Here is a 23696-nt window from a genome sequence, read left to right on the forward strand (position 1 = left end):
CCTGGTCAGTGGTACCGGCTTGCCGACGATCCGTCAATAATGCCTTCGACGCCATGATTTCCCATGTCACGGAGGGGTTCGGCGAGTTTCGCAGCGGTGGTGCACGGGCCTGCGGGGCGTCAGTGGCGTACACCAGTGGGAGTGTGCGGCGGGCCTCGGAGCCCTTCCCGTGGGGAGGTGCCGCACGGGTCCCCGCACGCGAAGGTCCGCGGTGCGCCGCCGTTCTCGGGCGCACCGCGGACCTTCGTCCTGCGTCAGCGAGTGCCGACCGCCGCGCGCACCGCCCGGCGGGCCAGTTGGCAGTCGTCGTGCAGCCGCCTGAGCAGCAGCCGCTGTTCCTCACCGGTCGGCGCGGTGCCCGTGAGGGCCGAGCCCGGTACCGGCGGAACCGCCTCGTGCAACGAACGCTGCACGGCCGTCTCGTAGGTGCGGATCTCACGGGTCAGCAGGAGCATCAGGTTCACCAGGAACGCGTCCCGGGACGCGGGCCCCGCCGACTGCGCGATCTGGCTGATCTGGCGCCGTGCCACCGGCGCGTCCCCGAGGACCAGCCACAGTGTGGCCAGGTCGTACCCCGGCAGGTACCAGCCCGCGTGCTCCCAGTCCACCAGCACTGGACCGGCCGGTGAGAGAAGGATGTTCGAGAGTAACGCGTCGCCGTGGCAGAACTGGCCCATCCCCTGGCGGCCCGCCGCGTGCGCGATGCCGTGCAGCAGCTTCTGCAGATCACCCAGATCCCGGTCGGTCAGCAGGCCGAGCTCGTGGTAGCGGGAGATGCGTGCGGCGTAGTCCAGCGGGGCGTCGAAGGTGCCCGCCGGGGGACGCCAGGCGTTCAGCCGGCAGATCGCACCGAGCGCGGCCCGGATGTCCGGCCGGGGCGGGGCCTCCACCGGATGCCGCTGGAGCGCGGCCACCCGGCCCGGCATGCGCTCGATCACCAGGGTGCAGTTGTCCGGGTCCGCCGCGATCAGCCTCGGCACCCGCACCGGCGGGCGGTGCCGGACGAACGAGCGGTATGCGGCTATTTCGTGGCGGAACCGCTCCGCCCAGGCCGGCGACTGGTCCAGCAGGCACTTGGCCACGGCCATGCTGCGTCCCGTCGTCCCGACCAGGAGCACCGAGCGTCCGCTGCGGCGCAGCACCTGCACCGGGGCGAACTCCGGGCAGATCCGGTGCACCGAGGCGAGCGCGGTGCGCAGTTGCGTGCCCTGCGGACCGGACAGGTCGAGTCGGCCGCTCAGCGGCTGGGAACCGGGCTGCCCGGGAACGCGCCGCGCCCGGCCCGCGCCCAGCACGGGGGCCACCGGCCGGGCCGCCGGGTCGAGGTAGGGTCCGCCGCCCGCCGGGCGGGGACGCAGCGGCCGGGGCGGAGCGGACACGGAGGATGATGCTGCGTACATGGGAGATACAGATCCCTTCGTGTGCCTGCGGTGCCTGCCTGTACTGCCACGCTGTGCGTGCGTCCACCCGGCCCGGCCGCCCGGGCACACCCTGGGGAGTGGGCCCGCTCTGGATGGTGACGACCGGGGCGGGGTGGCTCGTTCCTACTCGACACCCGATGCCCAGTGGCACACCATCTGGCGCACCCTGGCGAACCCTGGCGAATAGTCGCCCGGCAACCCTCACGGGTCTACTGTCAAGTCAGCCGAGAACCTGGGGGCTTGACGTGAGCGGACAACCCAACACCCGCCTTGCGGACCTGTTCGGCCTGGCCGGCTGGTCGAAGGGCGAACTCGCGAGGCTGGTCAACAAGCAGGCGGCGGCCATGGGCCACCCCCAGCTTTCGACCGACACCTCCCGGGTGCGGCGTTGGATCGACACGGGAGAGATCCCGCGCGATCCCGTGCCGCGGGTGCTGGCGGCCCTGTTCACCGAGCGTCTCGGCCGTGTCGTGACCATCGAGGACCTCGGTCTGGTACGGCACGGGCGTGCGGGAAGACGGCAGGGCGACGGGATCGAGGAACATCCCGACGGCGTGCCGTGGGCGCCCGAGCGTACCGCCGCGGTCCTCACCGAATTCACGGGAATGGACCTCATGCTCAACCGACGCGGCTTGGTGGGCGCGGGTGCCGCGCTCGCCGCGGGATCCACACTCAGCAGCGCCATGCACGACTGGCTGCACACCGACCCTGCCCTGAAGGCCGACGCCCCTGTCGTCGACGACCCCCTGCACGCCGTCCCCGCCGGGTACGACCGCTACGAGGCCGCCCCCATCGGGTCGCAGGAGATCGAGGAACTGGAGCGCTCCGTGGAGGTGTTCCGGGCCTGGGACGCGGCCCGCGGCGGCGGGCTCCAGCGCAAGGCGGTCGTGGGCCAGCTCAACGAGGTGGGCGGCATGCTCGCCTACCACCACCCACCCCATCTGCAGCGGCGCCTGTGGGGCGTCGCCGCCAACCTCGCCGTCCTGGCGGGCTGGATGTCGCACGACGTCGGCCTGGAGCCCACGGCCCAGAAGTACTTCGTCATCGCCGCGCACGCCGCCCGTGAGGGCGGTGACCGGCCCCGCGCCGGGGAGGCGCTGTCCCGGGCGGCCCGCCAGATGGTGCACCTCGGCCGGCCCGACGACGCGCTGGACCTGATGAGGCTCGCCCGGTCCGGGTCGGGGGAGCGGCTCCAGCCGCGTACGAAGGCGATGTTCCACACCATCGAGGCCTGGGCGCAGGCGTCGATGGGCAAGGGCCAGGCGATGCGCCGCACCCTCGGCCAGGCGGAGGACCTGTTCGTCTCCGACCGCCAGGACGTGGAGCCGCCGGGCTGGATGCAGACCTTCAAGGACGAGGACCTGTACGGGATGCAGGCCCTCGCCTACCGCACGCTCGCCGAGTTCGACCCGGACGCGGCCGCGCACGCGCAGCACTACGCGGAGAAGGCCCTGGCCCTGAGGGTGGACGGCAGGGAGCGGTCGAAGATCTTCGACCACCTCTCCATGGCCTCGGCCTGCTTCATCGCCGACGACCCCGAGCAGGCCGACCGCTACGCCCGGCTGGCCCTGATGTCGATGGGATCGAACTCCTCCCGGCGCACCTGGGACCGGCTGCGCGAGATGTACCGGCTCACCGCCGAGTACGCCGGCTATCCGAGGATCCACGAGCTGCGCGAGGAGATCAGGCTCGCCCTGCCGAAGCCGAGGGGCCGGAGCGACGGCAGCGCACCCGCATAGGGGGAGGTGTGTCGTGCCAGGTCAGCGGGTCAACCGGTCACCCTGGCGACGAGGACACAGGCGTCGTCCTCGCGCTCGGCTCCGCCGAACTCCTCGACGACCGTGCGCACGCAGTCCTGCGCGGCGCATACCGCGCCGAAGCGGGGGGCGAGGCCGAGCAGACGGTCCATGGCGCTCGTGGAGCTGTGGCCCGGTACGAGTCCGTCGGTGTGCAGCAGTACGAGGTCGCCGGGTTCCAGGGTGACTTCGGCCTGCCGGTAGGTGGCACCCGTGGTGGCGCCGAGCAGGACGCCGTCCGGCGCGTTGAGCGGACGCCCCGTCCCGTCGCGGTACAGCAGCGGGGCGGGGTGTCCGGCCTGCGCCCACATCAGGGTGCGGTCCTCGGGCCGGTAGCGGCAGCAGACGGCGCTGCCGAGGGCGGGTTGCACGGTGGCGTCCAGTAACTGATTGAGCATGGACAGCAGTTCACCGGGACGGGTGCCGGCCATGGCCATGCCGCGCACCGCGCCGAGCAGCATCGCCATGCCGGACGTGACCGCGACGCCGTGACCGGTGAGGTCGCCGACGCTGAGCAGGGTGGTGCCGTCGGCCAGCTCCAGCGCGTCGTACCAGTCGCCGCCGATCAGCGTGCCGGCGGTGGCGGGCAGGTGGTGGGCGGCCAGGTCGAGGGTGCGCGGCCCCTGGTGCGGGAGTCGCAGCGAGCCCCGCCAGGGCGGCAGCACGGCCTCCTGCAGCTCGGCCGCGAGCCGGTGCTCGCTCTGTGCCCGCCTGCGCTGGTGCCGCAGCGAGTCGTGGCTCTCGCGCACCGTCCGCCGGCGCCGGCGCAGCTCGCTGACGTCCCGCAGCACCGCCCACATCGAGGTGGTGTCGCCGTCGGGGCCGAGTACGGGCTCGCCCATCATGTGCACGGTCCGTACCGACCCGTCCGGCCTCACCACACGGAACTCGCCGTCGATGGGCCGCGCGTCCACCAGGCAGTCGGTCACCATCGCGGTCAGTTTCGGCCGGTCCTCGTCCAGGACCAGGGAGGGCAGTTCGTCCAGGGTGAGCGCGGGCGCGGCCGGGTCGCGGCCCAGGATCGCGTACAGCTCCCCGGACCAGCTCGCCTCGTCCGTCAGGAAGTTCCACTCGGCGCTGCCGACCCGGCTCAGCAGGGAGCCCGGTGCGGTGCCGGCCGGTGCCGGCCGGGTGGCCTCCGTCCTGGCCGGCACCGCCTCGGCGGGCACCGGTCCGTCCCGCAGTTGCGCCAGGTGCGCGTCCAGGTCGTCCAGCTGATGCAGTGCGAGGTCGTAGAGGGCCCGCTGCCAGCGCTCCTCCGGGTCCGATCCGTCGTCCCGGGTGTCCCGCCGCACGGCGACCACGTCGCCCTTGAGCCGCCGCGTCTGCGTTATCAACGCTTCGACCGAGCCGCGTCCTGGCGGCTGGGCGGCTGATCGGTCCGCGGAGACTGGGGACGGCATGACGCACTCCGATGGGGAGGGGACGGTACGGCCAGGAAGGGCGGAGGGACCGCTACGACTGTTGCACAGCCCGCGACGCCCTGTAAGGGATTTGGCAACACACGATACGGTGGTGCTTCTGGCATATGCCAGAGTCTTTCCGGGGCGTTCCGAGGGTACGAATGGTGTACGCGAGGAGGGGATCAAGTCGTAGGCGCACTACGGGACTTGTGTCATGGCGAGGGATTTCCGAAAGGTGCTCAGCCGTGTGTTCGACGCTCTGGTGTTCCCCTGTGACGCCCGTCGTTCGACGCGCATCAACTCTGTCCGGAATTGACGTCCTGTGAGGGGCCTCCGCGGACTCCTTAATTGCATGGACCTCATTGTCGAACAGCCCGCCCAAGCCCGTCTCATCACCGCCGAGGACCGCGAGCTCCCGGTGGCGGCGACCCTGCGCTACACGGCGGACGACCCCCTGGCCGTCTTCGTGGACTTCCCTCCCGAGGCCACGCTGGTGGACGACGAGGTCACCTGGACCTTCGCGCGCTCGCTGCTGGACCAGGGGCTGCGGGCCCCGGCGGGCCACGGCGACGTGCGGATATGGCCGCACGGCCGCACCCGGACGGTCCTGGAGTTCCACTCGCCGTGCGGCCTCGCCCTCGTGCAGTTCCCGACCTCGGTGCTGCGCCGCTTCCTTTTGAACAGCCACGCCCTGGTGCCGGCCGGGCAGGAGGATCTCGCGGCGGTCGTGGAGCGGGGGCTGAGCAGCCTCTTCGACGGGGTCTGAGTGCCCGGTCAGCGGCCGGCGCCGGCGTACAGGGCCGGGCGCGGCGCGAGTGCGACGGCCACCCTGCCGCCGGTCTCCAGCGCCCGGACCCCGGCCCCGGCCACCGCGGAGGCCGCGTAGCCGTCCCAGGCGTCCGGGCCGGTGACCTCGCCGCGCCGGGTGGCGTCCACCCACGCCCGCAGTTCCCGGTCGTAGGCGTCCGCGAACCGGACCAGGTGGTCCTGGGCCACCTCCTCGCCCGCGCCGCCCCGGGTGGTGACGACCATGGAGTGCTGGTCGCCGATGCGGGCGCTGCCCGCCTCGCACACGGCCTCGCAGCGCACCTGGTAGCCGAAGCCGCAGTTGACGAAGACCTCCACGTCGACCAGTGCGCCGCGCTCGGTCTCGAAGAGCACGAACTGCGGATCGGCCAGGCCCTCGGGGGCACGCGCGGAGGGGGCGGGGCGCAGCACGGTCACCGCCGTCAGCTCCTGCCCCAGCAGCCAGCGGGCCGCGTCGATCTCGTGCGACACCGAGCTGCTGATCAGCATGTCGCTGGTGAAGTGGGCGGGCGAGGAGACGTTGCGGTGCGTGCAGTGCAGCATCAGCGGACGGCCCAGGGCGCCCCCGTCCAGGAGCGACTTCAGCCGGCGGTACCCGGCGTCGTAACGGCGCATGAAGCCGACCTGCGCGAGCCTGCGGCCGAGCCGTGCCTCGGCCTCGGCCACCCGCAGCGCACCCGCCGGGTCCGGGACCATGGGCTTCTCGCACAGCACCGGCAGGCCCCGCCGCAACGCGGCCAGCAGGGCATCCTCGTGCGCGGGCCCGGGGGAGGCGACCAGCACGGCGGCCACGCCGGGCGCGTCCAGCGCGGCCACCGGGTCCGTGTGCACGCTGACCCCGTCGATGCCGGCGACCGCCTCCTCGGCCCGCCCGGGCTCCGGGTCGGCGACTGCGGCGACCCGGGCGCCGGCGACGCCGCGGTCCAGCCGCCGTATGTGGTCGGCACCCATGCGTCCGGCACCCAGTACGGCCACACCCAGCAGGTCACCCATGCGCGCGCTCCCTCTCGCCGACGATCACGCCGCAGCGTACGCCGCCGGGAAAGCGCTGTCCTGGGGTGCCTCAGTAGCGCAGCACCCCCGCGATGCCGCCCGCCTCGCCCAGCGCGCCGTCGGGCACGAACCGCACGTCGGCCCCGGTCTCCAGGCACTGCTCGACGATCTCGTCGACGATGTCGTCCAGGGCGTCCAGGTCTCCGGGCTCGGCCGGGACGAGGTGACCGCCGTCCTCGCGGACGGCCGTGCGGTAGTTCTCCTCCACGGCCAGGAGCCGCACCCGGCCCTCCCGGGCGTTCTGCCACAGCTCGTCCACCCCGGCCGCGAAGTTCCGCCGGCCCCGGGCGGAGACCAGTTCCCCGACGACCAGGTCGGTGCCCTTCCAGTCCTCCTCCCGGAGCACGGGGCGCAGCGCCTGCCAGACCGCTTCGGGCCCGGCGTGCGCGAGACCGCCGTGGCGTACGCGGACGGCGCCCATGGAGATCCGGCCGACCTCCTCCAGCAGCGACAGCGCCGCGTCCTCGCCGGTGATGTACAGCGGGCGGGGGTGCTCGCGCAGGACCGGGCCCATCGCCGTGTCCGCCTCGCGCAGGAACCGGCGTGTGCCCTCGTCGGTGAAGGTGCTCGGGAGGTCGCCGCGCCGCATCTCGCGCTCGGCGTCGAAGTTCTCCTGCCTGCGGATCAGGGGGAAGCCGCCGCTGCGGTCCTCGACCACCCGGTCCTCGCCCCCGCTCCACAGCGTGACGCGGTCGGCGGAGACGGACAGGACCCAGAAGGGGCGCGCGGCGACCTGCGCGGAGACGAGATTGCGGGTCAGGAAGGTGTCGGCGAGCACCACGCGCTCCGGCACGGTGCGGGACAGCGACCAGACCTGGTGCTCGCCCGGAGCGGCGAAGATCACCAGGCCGTCCTCGGCGTGCGCCAGATCCACTTCCGCCAGCGCGCGGTCGAGCTGGGTCACGACCTCGGCGCGCCGCTCCCGGGTGACCGAGGGGTCGGATTCCAGCCGCTTCTTGGCCGCGGCGACCACGTTGCGCAGCCGCACGGGATCCTGGCCGTTCTCGGGTTCACGGCGGTGCGTCGGCGTCAGGACGGACACCGCCGGGTAGGGACGCGGGCGCCGCAGTTCGGCGAGGGTTGCGGGACTCAGTGCGTGCTCCATGACAGAACGATAGGGCGGTTTCACCTATCCGGCACTTGGGCCGAAAGGGTGACATATGGTCGCCTTCCGTAGTGAACCGGTCGCGCTCCGGCGCGCATCCCCGCGCGGCGGCGGGGCGGGCGTGCGGGTCCGGCGGCGCCGCGTTCCCGGCGATACGGGCCGTCCGGTGGCGCCCGTTCACGCCGTCGTCATCGACACGGTCCCGGCCGATGCGCTTGGATACGAAGCGTTAACGCGCGGTCGGCATCTCGACCAAACGGACTTGCTATGGTGCTACTTGTCAGTAGCAATTGCTGCGGGGGGACCGCGAGGAGCCGTCGGACCACGGCGCCCCGAGCGGAGAGCCGGGCTCGACGACCGGGCAACGGGGCCGGGTCGCGGCGGGCCGCCGGTGCGCAGGCGACGCCACCGAACTCCTGTCTCCTCGCCACCTATTCAGACAGGTGAGACTCGTCCCATGGCACGATCCCTGGTCGAATTACTGATCAAGCACGCGTCGAACCACCCCGAGCGCACCGCGTACCGCCACCTCGTCACCGGTGACTGCGACGGAGAGATCCAGGAACTCACCTACCACCGGCTGGCCTTACGCTCCCGCGCCGTCGCCGCCTGGCTCCAGGACCGCGGCCTGGCCGGCTCGCGGGCCATGCTGCTGTACCCGCCCGGTCTCGAGTTCGTCTGCGCGTACCTGGGCTGCCTGGCCGCCGGGGTGATCGCCGTCCCGGGAGTGCCCCCGCAGGGACGCGCCCAGAACCACCGGGCACTGAACCGGACGAAGCGCCTGATGGCGGACGCGGACGCCAAGGTGGTGCTGGGGGACCGCGGTGTGCTCGCCGCGCTCGACGGCATGGCGGAGCACCTGCCCGAGCTCGACCGGATCGCCCGTGTCGCCACCGAGGACATCCCCGACGGCACGGCCTCCGGCTGGCGCGAACCAGAACTCACCCCGGACACCGTCGCGTTCCTCCAGTACACGTCCGGCTCGACCTCCGCGCCCCGCGGGGTCGCCGTCACCCACGGCAACCTGCTGGCCAACGAGGCCGTCATCACCGAGCGCATGGGACACACCCCCGAGGCGATGGCCGCCCACGACCACGAGATGTTCGTCAGCTGGCTGCCGGTCTACCACGACATGGGCCTCATCGGCCCGGTCCTGAACACGGTCTACCTCGGCGCCACCGCCACCCTGTTCTCGCCCCTGCACTTCCTGCAGCAACCGGCCCGCTGGCTCACCGCCGTCAGCCGCTACCGGCCGCACACCAGCGGCGGCCCCAACTTCGCCTACGAACTCGCCCTGAAGCACGCGAGCCCCGAACTCCTCGGCGACCTCGACCTCAGCGCGTGGAAGGTCGCCTTCAACGGCGCCGAGCCGGTGCGCGCGGCCACCCTGCGCCGGTTCGCCGACGCCTTCGCCCCGGCCGGCTTCCGCCGCGAGGCCCTGTACCCCTGCTACGGCCTGGCCGAGGCCACCCTGATGGTCACCGGCGGCACCACGGCCACCGCGCCCACCCTGCTCGCCGCGGCCGACGGGACCCCGAACGCGGGAGAGGCCGACGCGGCCGCCGTCGGCTGCGGCCGGCCCGGACCCGGCGTCACCGTGGCCGTCGTCCACCCGGAGAGCGGGCGGGAGCTGCCCGAGGGCGAGGTCGGCGAGATCTGGGTCGCCGGTGCCGGTGTCGCCAAGGGCTACTGGCGCAACGCGCTCGCCACCCGCCAGACGTTTCGGGCCGAACTCCCCGGCCACGAGGGCCGGTTCCTGCGCACGGGCGACCTCGGCCTGCTGAAGGACGGCGAGCTGTTCGTCACCGGCCGGCTGAAGGACCTCATCGTCGTCGACGGCCGCAACCACTACCCCCAGGACCTGGAGCTGACCGCCGAACTGACCCATCCGGCGCTGCGCCCCGGATGCACCGCCGCGTTCTCCGTGGACGCGGGGGCGGACGGCGAACGGCCCGTGATCGTCGCCGAGACCGCCCCGGACAGCGCCGGGGAGCCGGAGAGGATCACCGATGTGATCCGGGCCGCCGTCGGCGACGCCCACGGTCTGACGTTGCGCGCCGTCGTGCTGGTCCGGCCCGGCACGATCCCCAAGACGTCCAGCGGGAAGATCCAGCGCCGTGCCACCCGGGACGCGTACCTCGCGGGCACGCTCGCCGTGGTGACCGGGCCCCCGATGTGACCGCCCGCCGCCGGCGCGCCCGAACCGGCGCCGGCGGTCCGGCGCCCCCCGGCCGCCACCGCACGGCCCCGGCCGGGGGCGGACGCCCCCGCTTCGCCGTACCGCGTGCCCGAAGCCCGGTACGGAGCCCTGCCTGATCCCGAGTTCACGAGGACAGCTGCCCAGATGCCTGCGAACGAGTCCCCGAAGCAGACCCCCGAGCCGTCCCTGACGACCTCCGAGGACGTCCGGGCCTGGCTGGTGTCGGCCGTCGCCGAGGCCGCCGGGACCGACCCGGCCCACCTCGACCCGCACCGTCCGCTCGCCGAACTCGGCCTGGGATCAAGGGCCCTGGTCACCCTGGCCGCCGAACTCGGCGCCCGGACGGGCCGCCCCACGGAGCCGTCCCTCGTCTTCGACCACCCCACGATCCACGCCGTCGCGGAGGCGGTCCTCGCGCCGCCCCCGGCGCGGCCGCACCCGGCGGGCGCCACCCGCGACGGCACCGCCCCCGGCCGTTCCGGTCCCGGCGACGACGTGGCGATCATCGCCATGGCCTGCCGCCTCCCCGGCGGCGCCGACCACCCCGAGGCCCTGTGGCGGCTGCTGGACGCCGGACGGGACGCCATCGGCGAGGTACCGGCGGGCCGTTGGGACACCAGCGGGCTGTACGACCCCGACCCGGAGGCCACCGGCAAGGCGTACACACTGCGCGGCGGCTTCCTCGACGGCGGCATCGACCGCTTCGACGCGGCCTTCTTCGGCATCTCGCCGCGCGAGGCCGCCGCCATGGACCCCCAGCAGCGGCTGCTCCTGCAGACCTCCTGGGAGACGTTGGAACGCGCGGGCATCCTCCCGGAGTCCCTGAACGGCAGCTCCACCGGCGTCTACCTCGGGCTGTACGACAGCGGCTACCTCGCCACCGCCGCGCTGGGCCAGCTCGACGGGCACGTCGGCACCGGCTCGGCGGCCAGTGTGGCCTCCGGGCGCATCGCCTACACCCTGGGCCTGCAGGGGCCCGCGGTGACCGTGGACACGGCCTGCTCGTCCTCGCTGGTCGCCCTGCACCTGGCGACGCGCGCACTGGCGAGCGGGGAGTGCGACCTCGCCCTGGCCGGCGGCGCGAGCCTGCTGGTCACCCCACGTGCGCACGTCGAGTTCAGCAGGCTGCGCGGGCTGTCCCCGTCCGGGCGGTGCAGCCCCTTCTCCGCCGACGCCGACGGAGTGGTGTGGGCGGAGGGCTGCGGTCTCGTCCTGCTCAAGCGGCTCACCGACGCGCGCCGGGACGGCGACCGGGTCCTGGCCGTCGTCAAGGGGTCTGCGGTCAACCAGGACGGGCGCAGCCAGGGCCTGTCCGCCCCCAACGGCCCGGCGCAGGAACGGGTGCTGTGGGCCGCGCTGCACGCGGCCGGGCTCGACCCGCACGACCTTGACCACGTCGAGGCCCACGGCACCGGCACCCGGCTCGGAGACCCCATCGAACTCCGGGCGCTGGCCAACGTGTTCGGCCCGGACCGGCCGTCCGGCCGGCCGCTCGCCGTCGGCTCCCTGAAGTCCAACCTCGGCCACACCCAGGCGGCCGCCGGCATCGGCGGCGTCATCAAGACCGTCCTCGCCCTGGGCCACGAGCGCATACCGGCCTCCCTGCACGCCGAGCGCCCCACCGACCGCATCGACTGGTCCGGCACCGGGCTGCGGGTGCCGGCCGAGGGCCTGGCCTGGCCGCGCGGCACGGACCGGGTACGCCGGGCGGGGGTCAGCGCCTTCGGCATCAGCGGCACCAACGCCCACGTGATCATCGAGGAAGCGCCGCACGACCCGGCCGACACCGCCGCCCAGGCCGGCCCGCGCCCGGCCGCCGCCTCCACCGCGGGCACCGGCCCCGCGCCGGCCTCCGCCGAGCCGTCCGGCCCCGTTCTCCTGCCCCTCTCGGCCCGCAGCCCCGCCTCCCTCCGGCGACAGGCCGCCCGGCTGCTGGAAGCCGTGGAAGCCCGCCCCGAGCTCCAGCCGGCCCCGGTCGCCGCGACCCTGGCCCACCACCGCACCCACTTCGAGCACCGCGCGGTGCTCCACGCACCCGACCGTGCCGGGCTCCTCGACGCCCTGCGCGCCCTCGCCGACGGCCGGCCCGATCCCGACCGGGTCACCGGGCCCCGACACGCCGCCACCGGCGGCAAGCTGGCCTTCGTCTTCCCCGGCCAGGGCAGCCAGTGGAACGGGATGGCCCGCGACCTGCTGGAGCACGACCCCGTGTTCGCCGACGAGCTCGACCGCTGCGACGCCGCCCTGCGCCCCTTCACCGACTGGTCGGTGGCGGCCGTGCTGCGGGGCGACGCGGACGCCCCGCGACCGGACCGCGTCGACGTCGTCCAGCCCGCCCTGTTCGCCGTGATGGTGTCGCTCGCCGCCGCGTGGCGGGCCCGGGGCGTGCTGCCGGACGCCGTGATCGGGCACAGCCAGGGCGAGGTGGCGGCCGCCTGCGTCGCCGGGGCCCTCAGCCTCAACGACGCCGCCGCCGTGGTCGCCCTGCGCAGCCGGGCCCTGACCGGCCTGGCCGGCACCGGCGGCATGGCCGTCGTCGCCCTGTCCCGCACCGAAGTGGAGCCCCTGCTCGTCGACGGCGTCTCGGTCGCCGCCGTCAACAGCGGCCGGGCGACGGTGGTCGCCGGCGCCGTCGAACCGCTCGAGGCACTGCTCACCGGTCTCGAGGCGCGCCAGGTGTTCGTCCGCCGCCTCGACGTCGACTACGCCTCCCACACCGACCGGGTCGAGCCCCTCCGGGCCCCGGTCCTCGACGAACTCGACGGCGTCGTCACCTGCCCCACGGACATCGCCTGGTACTCCACGGTGACCGCCGAACCGGTCACGGAGGAACTCGACGCCGGCTACTGGTACACCAACCTGCGCGAGACGGTCCGCTTCGCGCCCGCCGTCGAGCGCATGCTCGCGGACGGCTACCGCGGCTTCGTCGAACTCAGCCCCCACCCCGCCCTGCTCACCGCGCTGCGCACCCTCGGCGAGGACACCGGCCACGAACCGACGGCCGTCGGCTCACTGCGCCGCGACGAGGACGGTCCCGGCTGCCTGGACCGGGCCGCCGCCGAACTCCACGCCCACGGACACCGGGTCGACTGGCGCCGCCTGGTCCCGCCCACCACCGCCGCCGATCTGCCCACGTACGCCTGGGACCCGGCGCGCCACTGGACCGAGCCCGAGTCCGGCACGGGCGGACCCGCCCTGTTCGACAGCGCCGCCCACCCACTGCTCGGCGTCCAACTGCAGTCCGCGGACGAGACCCGCTGGACCTTCCGCCAGGAATGGTCCCCGGCCACCGCGGACTGGCTGCCCGACCACACCGTCTTCGGCCGCACCGTGGTCTCCGGCACCACCCTGCTGGAGCTGTGCCGCGCCGCGCTCGCCGCGGCCCGCCCGGACGAGGCGGCCGACGTCACCGACCTGCTGCTCGTGGCTCCGCTCGTCCTGCCCGGCACGGGCACGGCCGAGGTCTCCGTCGAGGTCGTCACCGCGGGCCCCGTGCCCGAGGTCACCGTGCACAGCCGCCCGCGCGGTCAGGACGGTCCCGGCTGGACCCTCCACGCCACCGCCTCCGCCGCCCCTTCGGCCCCGCTCCCCCCGGAACACCCGCCCCGGCGGCCCGAGCCCGCCGAAGAGGCATGGACGGAGGAGACCTACGACCGGCTGGCGGGGCTCGGCCTCGGATACGGGCCCGCCTTCCAGGGCGTGCGGTCAGCGGTCGTCACCGGCGACGGGGAACTCCTCGCCCGGCTCTCGCCCTCCGCCACCACCCGCGACAGCGCCGGCCCGTACCCCGTGCACCCCGCCCTGCTGGACGCCGCCCTCCAGGCGACGGCCGCGCTCGGCCCGGCCGGGCGACGCCCCCTGCTCCCCGTCGCCGTGGGCCGCTGCGTCCTCCCGGCCGTCACCACGGGCGACCTGACCGCACGCGTACGGCGCACCACTGACACCGGCTCGGACGTCACCCTGGACGTCACCCTGTGGGACGCCGACGGCCTCCCCGCCGGCCGCCTGGAGGCCGTACGCCTGCGCGCCGCCGACCCCGCCGACCTCGACGCGGGCTCGGAGAACTCCCGGCACCTGTACGAGGTGGCGTGGACGGCCGCGGGCGAGCGGCCCGCGCCCGCCCCGGACCTCACCTGGGCCGTGGCCGGCGACCCCGACGACGCGCAGGCCACCACCGCCCGGCACGCCCTGCCCGGCACCGAGCACCGCGCCGACGTCGCCGTACGCTTCTGGCCGTGCCCGGCACCGGACGCCGACCCGGTGGCCGTCGCGCACGAGACGGCCACCGGCGCCCTCGAGGAACTGCGGCGGCTCGTCGCGCTCCCCGACGGCCGGGCGGCGGCACGGACCGTGTGGGTGACCCGCGGTGCGACGGCCGCCGCCGACGGGGACCCGGTTCCGGCGTACGCCCAGTCGGTGCTGTGGGGCCTGGTGCGCAGCGCGCGTGCCGAACACCCCGACCTGGGACTGACCCTGCTCGACCTGGACGACGCCGCCCTCGACGCCGCCCCCGCGCTGCGGGCGACCGCCGGTCTCGCCGATGAGCCGGAACTGGTCTGGCGAGGCGCCGAGTTGCTGGTACCCCGGCTGGTCCGGTCCCGCCCGGCGAAGGCCGCGCGAGGAGCGGAGCCGGGCCAGGACCGGGCCGCGGCGGTGCCCACGGACGGAACCGTCCTGGTCACCGGCGGCCTGGGAGCCGTCGGCGGGCACATCGCCCGGCTCCTCGCCGAACGCGGCGTGCCGAGGCTGCTGCTGACGGCACGCGGCGGTGCCGAGGACCCGCGCGCCCAGGAGGCCGTCTCCGCGCTGGCCGCGCTCGGCGCGCGGGCCGAGGTCGTCGCCTGCGACGTCACCGACCCGGCCGCGATCGCCGGCGTACTCGCCGAGGTGGGCGAGGAGTTCCCGCTGCGCGGGGTCGTCCACTGCGCCGGAGTCCTCGACGACGGCGTGATCGACGAACTGACCCCCGAACGGCTGGAGCGGGTGCTGCGCCCCAAGGCCGACGCCGCCGCCCATCTGCACCGGCTCACCGCCGGCACTCCGCTGGAGCTGTTCCTGCTGGTGTCCTCGGCCGCCGGTGTCGTGGGCAACCCGGGCCAGGGCAACTACGCGGCCGCCAACGTCCTGCTCGACCAACTCGCCCACCACCGCCGGGCCTCGGGCCTGCCCGGCCTCTCCCTGTCCTTCGGCGCATGGGCGGGCGAGGGCCTCGCCGCCGCCCACGCCGACCTGGACCGCATGGCCCGGCTCGGGCACCGGGCCCTCACCCCGGAGCAGGGCCGCGACCTGGTGGTGCTGGCCCTGCGCGGCGACGCTCCGCACCAGGTCGCCTGGGCGCTGGACCTGCCCCGCCTGCGCACGACGGACGCCGCGCGCACCAGCCTGTGGCGCACGCTGCTGCCCGCCCCCCGCCCCGGCACCGCGACGGGCGGCGCCCTCGCCGCCCGGCTGGCCCGGCTGCCCGGACCCGAGCGGTCCGAACGCGTCCTCGCGCTGGTCCGCGAGGAGGCGGCCCGCGCGCTCGGCCTGCGCGACGCCGAGTCCGTACCGGCCGGCGGGCCGCTGCGCGACCTCGGCATGGACTCCGTCACCGCCGTCGAACTGCGCAACCGCCTGGCGGCCCGGCTGGGCGTCCGGCTGCCCGCCACCCTGCTGTTCGACCACCCCACCCCGGGCCGGCTGGCCGAGTACCTGCTCGCCCACGCGCTCGGCACCGCCGCCCCGAGGACGGCCCCGGCGGCGCCCCGCCGCGACACCCCGGCCACCGGCGAACCCGTCGCGGTCGTGGCCATGGCGTGCCGGCTCCCGGGATCCGTCGGCGACCCGGAGGCTCTGTGGCGGCTGGTCGCCGAAGGCCGCGACGCGGTCGGCCCGTTCCCGTCGGGACGCTGGGACGTCGACGCGCTGTACGACCCCGATCCGGACGCGCCCGGCAGGTCCTACGCCCGGGAGGGCGGCTTCCTCGACGACATCGAGTCCTTCGACGCGGGCTTCTTCGGCATCACCCCGAAGGAGGCCGCCGCGATGGACCCCCAGCAGCGGCTGCTGCTGGAGACGAGCTGGGAGGCGCTCGAGCGGGCCGGTATCGTGCCCGCCCGGCTCGCGGGCACCACCACCGGCGTGTACGTCGGCATGTTCGGCAGCGACTACCTGGCCGGCTCCCGCCTCGACCAGCTCGACGGCTACGTCGGCACCGGCTCGGCGCTCAGCGTCGCCTCCGGCCGCCTGTCCTACGCGCTCGGTCTGCACGGGCCCGCGCTGACCGTGGACACGGCCTGCTCCTCCTCACTGGTCGCCACCCATCTCGCCGTCCAGGCCCTGCGCGCGGGCGAGTGCGATCTGGCGCTGGCCGGCGGGGTGACCCTGATGGTGACCCCGCAGACCTTCGTGGAGTTCAGCCGGCTGCGCGGCCTCTCCCCGACCGGGCGCTGCCGCGCCTTCTCCGACGACGCCGACGGCGCCATCTGGGCCGAGGGCGCGGGCATGCTCGTCCTGAAGCGGCTCGGCGACGCACGACGGGACGGCGACGAGGTGCTGGCCGTGCTGCGCGGCACGGCCGTCGGCCAGGACGGCCGCAGCCAGGGGCTGTCCGCGCCGAACGGACCGGCCCAGGTGCGGGTCGTCCGGCGCGCCCTGGAACAGTCCGGGCTCGAACCCGCGGACATCGACTACATCGAGGCCCACGGCACCGGGACCACCCTCGGCGACCCGATCGAGGCCAACGCCCTCGCCGAGGTCTTCGCCGGCTCCCGGCCCGACGGCCACCCGCTGTACCTGGGCTCGCTGAAGTCCAACATCGGCCATGTACAGGCCGCTTCGGGTGTCGCCGGACTCATCAAGGTCGTCCAGGCCATGCGGCACCGGATCCTGCCGCCCACCCTGCACGCCGGCACGCCCAGCCGGCATGTCGAGTGGGAGGGCAGTGGACTGCGGCTCCTGCAGGAACCGGTGGCCTGGAGGGCGGCCGGGGAGCGGCCGCGGCGGGCCGGCGTCAGCGCCTTCGGGATCAGCGGCACCAACGCCCATGTCGTCGTGGAGGAGGCCCCCGCCCGGCCCGCGGCGGAGACGGAACCCGGCCCCGGCGAGCGGCTGTTCGTGCTCTCCGGACGCAGCGAGGCCGGACTGCGCGGCCAGGCCGCCCGGCTCGCCCGGCACCTCACCGCCGACAGCGCCCTCCCGGACGTCGCCCACACCCTGGCCCGGCACCGCAGCCACTTCGAATGGCGCGCGGCGGTCGTCGCGGACGGCCGGGAGGAACTGCTCTCCTCGCTCCGGGCCCTGGGCAGCGGCCGCAAGCCGGTCCCCGCGCCCCGCGAGGAGCAGTCCGGCAAGGTCGCCTTCGTGTTCGCCGGGCACGGCGGCCAGTGGACCGGCATGGGACTGGAGCTGATGGCCCGGTCCGAGGCCTTCCGGGCGGAGCTGACCCGGATCGACGCCGCCGTCGAACGGCGCGCCGGCTGGTCGGTGCTCAACGTGCTGCGCGCGCCGGAGGAGTTCTCCCCGCTCGACCGCACCGAATACCTCCAGCCGGTCCTGTTCGCCGTGAACGCGTCCCTCGCCGCCGCCTGGCGCGAACTCGGCGTCACCCCGGACGCCGTGGTCGGCCACAGCCTCGGCGAGATCGCCGCCGCCCACAGCACGGGCGCCCTCACCCTCGACGAGGCCGTGACCGCCGTCACCGGCCGGGCCCGGGCGGTGGTCCCCCTCGTCGGGCACGGCGGGATGCTCGCCGTGGAGCTGCCGGCCGCCGACGTCGAGGAACTGCTGCGGCCGCACGCCGGGAACCTGTTCGTCGGAGCGGTCAACGGGCCCGCCGCCACCGCCGTCTCCGGCGAGGCGCGGGCGCTCGCCGCGTTCCGCGCGGAACTGGCCGAACGAGGCGTCCCCACCCGGGCGCTGTCGACGCCGTTCGCCTCGCACACCCCGCTCATGGAACCCCTGCGCGCCGGCCTCCTCGACCGCCTCTCCGGCATCCGCGGCAGCCGCACCCCGACCCCGATCTACTCCTCGGTGCGCGCCGAACCGGTCCCCGGCGACGGCCTGGACGCCGCCTACTGGTACGCGAACCTCAGCCGGCCGGTCCGCTTCGCCGACACGATCAGGCGGATGCTGGACGACGGCTACCGCCACTTCGTCGAACTCAGCCCGCACCCCTCGCTCCTCCCGGCGATCGAGGCCGTCGCCGGGGAGGCGGGCGTCGACGCCGCCTGCGTCGGATCGCTGCGCCGCGGCCGGGACGGGCACGACGTCCTCCTCGGCAGGCTGGGGGAGTTGTACACGGCCGGGCACACGCCCGACTGGACCGCGCTGTACCCGCGCGGGCGCCGCGCCGACCTGCCGACCTACGCCTTCGCCCGGGACCGCCACTGGCGCGCCCCGGTGCGGTCGGGCGGTGCCGCGGGCTCACCGCTGCTCGGTGTGCACCTCCAGGCCGGCGACGAGCCCGGCCGCGACCTCTTCCAGACCGAGATCGACCTGAACGACGGCCGCTTCGCCTACCTGACCGACCATCGCGTCACCGGTGAGGTGTGGCTGCCGGGCGCCGCCCTCCTCGGCATGGTGCTGGAAGCGGCCGCCGGCCCGGCGGCGGACGGCCCGGCGGCGGACGGCGACGGGGTACGGCTGACCGACGTCCGGTTCGTCCGGCCGCTGCGCCTGGACGCCGGCCGCCCCGTGCGTCTGCAGCTCGCGCTGCGCCCGGCCGAGGACGGCCACCGGGACTTCACGGTCTCCTCCGCCCCGGCCGGACGCCGGCAGTGGGAGCGGCACGTCACCGGCCGCATCGCCCTGGGGACCGTCGCGCAGGCCCCGGCATCCGGCCCGGCCGACGGGCCCGGGCTCGCCGCGCTGCGCGAGCGCTGCACCGAACGGGTCGACGTCGGCGCGGTCTACGCGGGCCTCGCCGCCCTCGGCATCGACTACGGGCCCGCCTTCCGGGGCCTGGAGGAGGGCCACCGGGACGGCGGCACGACAGCCCTCGCCCGGCTGGCCGCACGGCCCGCCGCCGGGCACCTGCTGCACCCCGCCACCCTGGACGCCGCCTTCCACAGCGCGGCCCTGCCCGCCGCCGCGCCCGCCGGCCGTGCCTTCGTCCCCGCCGGAGCCGGCCGTGTGCACCACGGCGGCGCACGCACCACGCCCGCCTGGGTGAGCTGCGACCTGCGCTCGGTGGACGGCGACACGGCCACGCTCGATCTGCGGCTGTGGGACGAGGACGGCCGACTCGTGCTCGCCATCGACGAGTTCCGGCTCGCCGCCCTGTCCCCGCTGGACGGCGCCCTCTTCGAGACCCGCTGGCAGCCCCGCCCCGACGCGCAGGAACCGCCCGGCGAGGGCGGCTGGCTGATCCTCGCCGACGAGAGCGGAACGGCGGACGACCTCACCGCCCGCCTGGACGGCCTGGTGCCGTACGCCGTCGCCCGCCGGGGCACCGAGTACGCCGTCGAGGCCCCCGGCCGGTACGTCCTCGACCCGGCCGACCCCGCGCAGCTCGCCAGGCTCCTGGACGAGGCCTTCGCGGACGCGCCGCCGGAGCGGATCGTGCAGCTCTGCGCGCTCGACGCCCCGCCGGTCACGGACGGCGGAAGCGCGCGGGAGGCGGCCCGGCTGAGCTGCCTGACCACCCTCCACCTGGTCCGCGCCCTCACCGGGCGCGACCGGCCGCAGGGCGCGACACCGCGCCTGTTCGTCGTCGTACGAGGCAGCCAGGCCGCCGGTGACAGCACCGCCGTGACCCATCCGCAGCAGGCCCTCGCCTGGGGGTTCGCCCTCGCCGTGGCCCAGGAGCACCCGGAACTCGCCACCACCCTCGTCGACCTGCCCGCCGACGGCGGCACCGACCGGCTGTGGACACAGCTCCGGCACGCGGACGACGAACGCCTCGTCGCGCTGCGCGACACCGGCCGGCTGGTCCCGAGGCTGGCCCGCACCCGCCCGGACGACGGCGGCCACCCCGTGCGGCCGGACGGCGTGCACCTGATCACCGGTGGCCTCGGCGGTCTCGGCCGGGTCGTCGCCGAACGGCTGGTCCGCCGCGGCGCCCGGCGGATCGCCCTGCTCGGCCGCGGCGCACCGGACGCGGCCGCCCGCGCGTGGATCGCCGGCCTCCGACAGCGCGGGGTGGACGTGCACCTGCCCCGCGCCGACGTCGCCGACCGTGCGGGACTCACCGCCGCCCTGGACGCCGTGCGCCACGCGGCCGGTCCCGTCACCACCGTCGTGCACACGGCCGGTGTCCTGGACGACGCCACCCTGCCCAACCTCACCGACGAACGCGTCCTGCGCGTCCTCGCGCCCAAGGTGCTCGGCACCGCCCTGCTCACCGAACTCGTCCCCGAGGCGGACAACCTGGTGCTGTTCGCCTCCGCCGCGGGCCTGCTCGGCTCGGCCGGACAGAGCCCGTACTCGGCGGCGAACGCCTTCCTCGACGCCTGGGCGCACCACCTCTCCCGCACCGGCCGGCGGGCGCTCAGCCTGGACTGGGGCGCCTGGGCCGGTGTCGGCATGGTCGCCGGGTCCGGTACCCGGGCCGCGGCGACGGGCCGCTCGGGCCTCGTCGCCCTCTCCCCGCAGGACGGCGGCGAACTGTTCGACCGGGTGCTGTCCACGGGCCGCCGCCAACTCGCGCCGATGGCTCTCGACATGGAGCTGCTCGCCCTCGATCCGGACGCGGCCCGCAGCCGGCCGCTGCTCGCCGACCTGGTGACCGTCCCGGCCGCCGAGGCGGACGGTGACGACCTCGTGCGGCGGGTCCTCTCGGCCGCCACCGAGGAGGAGCGCGCCGAGTGGCTCGAGACCTACGTACGGGCCCGGGTCGGCGAGGTCTCCGGCGGCGCCGTGGACGTGTTCGCCACCTCCGCCCTGAAGGAACTCGGCCTGGACTCCCTCATGCTCGTCCGGCTGCGCAACGCCTTCGCCCGCGAGCTGGGCGTCGAACTCCCGGCCGCCGACGTGTTCTCCGCCGCCGACGTCCGCGACCTCGCCCGCGCCCTCGGCGAAGGACTGCCCGAGCGCACCGCACCGGCCGGGACCGGGCAGGACGCACCGCTCCGGGAGGTCCCGGAGACCGAACTGCGGCCCGCCACACGGGACGTCGTACGCCTCCTGCGCAGCGCCCGGCCGGACATGCCGCACGCGGCCCACGGCGTGGGCCTCGCCGTACGGCTCACCACGCCGGTCACCCGGGAGGACCTCACCGGCATCCTGGACCGGCTCGCCGCCCGGCACGCCGCCCTGCGCACGGGCGTCGTCACCGGCGCCGACGGCCGGCGCGAGCTCCGGGTGGACCGGGAGCTGCCCGCGCCGCCGCTGCGCTGGACCGAGCTCACGGACGTGGACCCCGCCGAGCGGCTGCGGCTGCTGCTGGAACCGCCGTTCGACCTGGCGGTGCCGCCGCTGTGGCGGTTCGAGCTGGCCGACGGCGGCCCGCGGGGCCAGGTCCTGGTGTTCGGCGCCCACCACGCGGTCAGCGACCTGCAGTCCCTGCTGCTGGTGGCCGCGGAGATCGACGCCGAGCTGTCCGGCACCCCGCTGGACGGCACCGTCACCAACCGGGACCTCGACCTGCTGATCGAGGCGCAGCGGGGCGGCGGGCAGGGCCCCGGCGACGAGTGGCGCGAAGCCTTCCGCGGCAGCGAGCGGCTCGACCTGACCCTCGCGCACCCCCGCCCGGACACCCGCTCCTACCGCTCCGGCAGCGTCACCGTGGACATTCCCGACGGGCTCATGCGGCGGGTCGCGGACGCCGCGAGCGGTCTGGGAGTCACCCCCGCCGCCTACTGCCTCGGCACCCTCACCGTGCTGCTCGCCCGGGACCGGGAGCGGGAGCGGTTCGTGCTCGCGGTACCGGTGGACACCCGCATCCACGCCGACGCCGTCGGCGCGGTGGGCTTCTTCGGCGTCCCCGTGCCGTTCCCCGCGCAGGCGGCGGCGGGGGAGCGGGTCGCGGACGTCCTGCTGCGCACCGACCACCGGCTGCGGCAGATCCTGTCGAAGGGCGCCATGTTCTCCGACGTGCTCGCCACCCTCGCCCGCCAGGGCCTGCACCGGGACAACGCACCGCTCGTCGAGGTCTACTTCAACTACGTCCGCTTCTCAGGCGAGTTGAAGCACCTGGAGGTGCTGCCCGCCGGGGTCGGGCACACCGACCTCGACCTCATGGTCACCATGACCCCGGACGCGGGCACCGTCCGCCTCGACCACAACCTGGACATCCTGGACGCGGACACCGCCGCCCGACTGGGCGGGGAGTTCCTGCGGCTGCTGGCCCGGACCACCGAGGACGCGACCGGACCGGTGGGCGAACGGCGGACCGAGCCGCCCGCCGAGGGGCCGCGTCTCGCCCTGGCCGCCACCTTCGCCCTCGGCCACCTGCCACTGATGTGCGAGGCGGCGCTGGCGGAGGAGGGGGTGCGTACCGCCGAGGCGCCCTACCACCAGGTGCTGGCGGCCCTCCAGGATCCGTCGGGGATCCTGGCCGACCCGGCCACCGCGATGGGTGTCGTCCTGCTGCGCGCCGCCGACCTGGAGCGCTTCGGACCGGTCGGTGACACGCTCCTCGCCGAACTGCGCGGCGCCTACCCGGCCGCCCTGAAGTCGCTGGCCGAGCGCACCCGCAGGCCCCTCGTCGTCGGCGTCCTGCCCAGCGCCGGGACCACCGACCGGCTCCTGGACTGGGAGCGCGGCATCGCCGCCGACCTGGCCGACCTGCCCGGGATCGCGGTACTCGGCCCCGACGAGTGGACCCGGCACCACCCCGTCGGGCAGCGCTTCGACGAGCGCACCGAGCGGCTCGCCCACCTGCCCTTCACCCCCGACTTCCAGGCCGCGGCGGCGCTGCGCCTCGCCGAGGTGGTACGCGCCGTGCTGCGCCCCGCGCCCAAGGTGATCGCGGTCGACGGCGACGAGACCCTGTGGGGCGGCGTGGCGGGCGAGGCCGGGCCCGACGCGGTGGACCTCACCGGCCCGCGCGCCCTGCTGGCCCGCAGGCTGCTGCGGTGGCGGGCGGCGGGTGCGCTGCTGGTCCTGGTCAGCAACAACGACGAGGCCACCGTCCGGGCGGTCCTCGACCGCCCCGACAGCCCGCTCAGGGCCGAGCACTTCAGCGTGATCTCGGCCGCCTGGGGGCCCAAGCCCGCCCGGCTCGACGAGGCCGCCCGCGGCCTCGGCCTCGGCCTGGACAGCTTCCTGTTCCTGGACGACAACCCGGCCGAGATCGCCAGGATGCGCGCGGCCCTCCCGCAGGTGCTGTCGGTGACCTGCCCGCCGGCCACTGAACTCGAGCCGTTCCTGGACCGGTTGTGGCCCCTCGTCCCGGCCGCCGCGACGGCCGAGGACGCCCTCAGGGCCGGGTTCTACGAGGCGGAGCGGGCCAGGGACACCGTCCGTGCGGGCGCGGGGTTCGAGGACTTCCTGGCCCGGCTCGACCTCGAGGTCGACATCCGTGAACTCACCGCGGCGGACGTCGAACGCGGTGAGCAACTCGTACGACGCACCAACCAGTTCACCCTGCGGGCGCGCTCCGCCGACGGCGCCGACCTGACCCGGTGGCGCGAACGGGGCGAGGTGTGGATCGCGGCGGCCCGCGACCGGTTCGGCGACTACGGCCAGATCGCGCTGCTCGCGCTGGCCGCCGACGGCGACCGGCTCGACGTCCTCGCCTGGCCGATGAGCTGCCGCGCCCTCGGCCGCGGGGTCGAGGAACGGCTGCTCGCCTGGCTCGCCGACCGGGCCGAGGAACTGGACTGCGCCAAGGTCCGGTTCACCGCGGAGCGCACCCCGCGCAACGCGCCCGCCCGCAGGCTGGTCGCCGCCCTCGGGGGCGGCGATCCGGACGACGCGCGGCTGGACGTCGTCGTCACGCCCGGGCACCTGCGGGCGTTCCGCTCCTGGGACCAGCAGTGAGCGACAAGA

The 23696-nt window shown here is 75.3% G+C and carries 8 protein-coding genes; 4 read left to right on the plus strand and 4 right to left on the minus strand.

Features of this window, described 5'->3' with window-relative positions; genetic code table 11:
- Positions 1-254 precede the first annotated feature (254 nt).
- On the minus strand, positions 255-1400 hold the full coding sequence (locus tag MXD57_RS14355) for an aminoglycoside phosphotransferase family protein (RefSeq protein WP_250401791.1): 1146 nt from the start codon (positions 1398-1400) through the stop codon (positions 255-257).
- A gap of 266 nt (positions 1401-1666) precedes the next feature.
- Between MXD57_RS14355 and MXD57_RS14360 the strand changes: the two genes are divergently transcribed.
- Positions 1667-3160 carry a DNA-binding protein NsdB gene (locus MXD57_RS14360; protein ID WP_250401792.1) on the plus strand — a complete coding sequence of 498 codons (1494 nt, stop codon included), beginning with the start codon at positions 1667-1669 and terminating at the stop codon, positions 3158-3160.
- A 29-nt stretch (positions 3161-3189) separates the two neighbouring features.
- Here MXD57_RS14360 and MXD57_RS14365 read toward each other — a convergent pair whose 3' ends face one another.
- Entirely contained in the window at positions 3190-4620 is a 1431-nt protein-coding gene (locus MXD57_RS14365) for a PP2C family protein-serine/threonine phosphatase (protein ID WP_250401793.1), read from the minus strand.
- 352 nt (positions 4621-4972) lie between these two features.
- Between MXD57_RS14365 and MXD57_RS14370 the strand changes: the two genes are divergently transcribed.
- Complete coding sequence (locus MXD57_RS14370; protein WP_250401794.1) at positions 4973-5386, plus strand: SsgA family sporulation/cell division regulator; 414 nt, start codon at positions 4973-4975, stop codon at positions 5384-5386.
- 8 nt (positions 5387-5394) lie between these two features.
- On the opposite strand, the gene MXD57_RS14375 is transcribed toward MXD57_RS14370, so the two are convergent.
- A complete protein-coding gene (locus MXD57_RS14375; RefSeq protein ID WP_250401795.1) occupies positions 5395-6420 on the minus strand; it encodes a Gfo/Idh/MocA family protein in 1026 nt (341 codons plus the stop codon).
- Between the two features lie 70 nt (positions 6421-6490).
- Positions 6491-7585, minus strand: coding sequence for a baeRF3 domain-containing protein (locus MXD57_RS14380; protein WP_250401796.1), 1095 nt, complete (start codon positions 7583-7585; stop codon positions 6491-6493).
- Positions 7586-8042: 457 nt separating this feature from the next.
- On the opposite strand from MXD57_RS14380, the gene MXD57_RS14385 reads away from it, so the two are divergent.
- Both MXD57_RS14385 and MXD57_RS14390 read left to right on the plus strand, forming a co-directional pair.
- Positions 8043-9764, plus strand: a complete 1722-nt coding sequence (locus MXD57_RS14385) for a fatty acyl-AMP ligase (RefSeq protein ID WP_250401797.1) — start codon at positions 8043-8045, stop codon at positions 9762-9764.
- A gap of 165 nt (positions 9765-9929) precedes the next feature.
- The gene (locus tag MXD57_RS14390; RefSeq protein WP_250401798.1) at positions 9930-23687 is read left to right on the plus strand and encodes a type I polyketide synthase; all 13758 of its coding nucleotides are present in this window, start codon (positions 9930-9932) and stop codon (positions 23685-23687) included.
- Positions 23688-23696 lie beyond the last annotated feature (9 nt).

It is taken from the genome of Streptomyces cellostaticus, assembly GCF_023630175.1.
Taxonomy (GTDB): domain Bacteria; phylum Actinomycetota; class Actinomycetes; order Streptomycetales; family Streptomycetaceae; genus Streptomyces; species Streptomyces cellostaticus_A.